General features: G+C 68.7%; 1 protein-coding gene. It reads left to right on the top strand.

The genetic code is table 11. The annotated features are described in order from the left end of the window. Positions 1–281 precede the first annotated feature (281 nt). Positions 282–1,373 (top strand): S1 family peptidase, encoded by a 1,092-nt coding sequence (locus tag CCN33_RS28055; RefSeq protein WP_086696212.1) that lies wholly within the window; start codon positions 282–284, stop codon positions 1,371–1,373. Positions 1,374–1,417 lie beyond the last annotated feature (44 nt).

Here is a 1,417-nt window from a genome sequence, read left to right as displayed (position 1 = left end):
GGTGTGGGGCTTCGGGTTTCGGGTGCTTTGGGAGGGGTGATTTCTGGACACCCGATCCTGTTGCTGTGCGGTGGTCGGGTTTTGACGTTTCGTGTTTGCGCTGCGAATTTCCTGGGGTGACTGTCCTCGGTCAAGCTGAGGCGGTTGGTCGACGGTCCGGCCGGAAGTCGGTCTTGTGTGCCCGCTGTGACCTTCGGAAGAGTGGGCCGCTCGTCAACCAGCCTTCCGGTCCGTCAGGTCCCCACAACCTGCCGGACCGACCCCCCACAGGAGGACGTGAGTTGAAGCATCGACGCATACCCGCACGCCGGGCCGCGGTCGCCGGAGCGGGTGTTCTCGCACTGGTCGGAGCGGGTGTCACCTTCCAGACTGCGAACGCCAGCGAACCCGCCGGGGCCGCGGACTCCGCGGCCGGGCCGCGTGTTCTGTCCGCTCCCGCGGCCGGAAAGCTCGCCTCCACGCTGCTCGCCGACCTCGGCTCGGACAGTGCGGGCAGCTACTACGACGCCCGGGCCAGGAGCCTCGTCGTCAACGTGCTCGACGCCTCCGCCGCCGATACCGTCCAGGCGGCCGGCGCCAAGGCCAGAATCGTCTCCCGCTCGCTCGCCGTGCTCGACGGGGCGCGGTCCGCGCTCACCAAGGACGCGACGATCCCGGGCACCTCGTGGGCCACCGACCCGGTCTCCAACAAGGTCCTCGTCACCGCCGACAAGACCGTGTCCCCGGCTCAGTACGCCAAGCTGGGGAAGGTTGTCTCCGGGCTCGGGGGCGCCGCCGAACTCAAGCGGGCGAAGGGGAAGTTCAAGCCCTTCGTCGCCGGCGGCGACGCCATCAACGGTTCGGGCGGGCGGTGTTCGCTCGGGTTCAACGTGACCAAGGGCGGGGCGCCGTACTTCCTCACCGCGGGGCACTGCACCGCCGCGATCTCCAGTTGGACCGATGCGTCCGGGAACGCCGTCGGGTCCAACGCGGACTCCAGTTTCCCCGGTAACGACTACGGGCTCGTGAAGTACGCCGACGGGGTCGATCATCCGAGCGAGGTCAATCTCTACAACGGGTCCGCCCAGCGGATCTCGGGGGCTGCCGAGGCCACCGTGGGGATGAAGGTCACTCGTAGCGGGTCCACCACTCAGGTGCACGACGGGACCGTGACGGGACTGAACGCGACGGTGAACTACTCCGAGGGGACCGTGAGCGGGCTGATCCAGACCGATGTGTGTGCCGAGCCGGGGGACAGCGGGGGATCGCTGTTCTCCGGGAGCAGCGCGGTGGGGCTCACGTCGGGGGGCAGTGGGGACTGCTCCTCCGGTGGGGAGACGTTCTTCCAGCCTGTGACCGAGGCGCTGGCCGCTACGGGGACGCAGATCGGCTGAGGTTCCCTTCTCCGGCTCTTGGGCCCCCGCTTCTCCTTCGGGAG

The organism is Streptomyces recifensis (genome assembly GCF_002154615.1).
GTDB classification, from domain to species: domain Bacteria; phylum Actinomycetota; class Actinomycetes; order Streptomycetales; family Streptomycetaceae; genus Streptomyces; species Streptomyces griseoluteus.
This window is presented reverse-complemented; position numbering and strand designations above follow the sequence as displayed.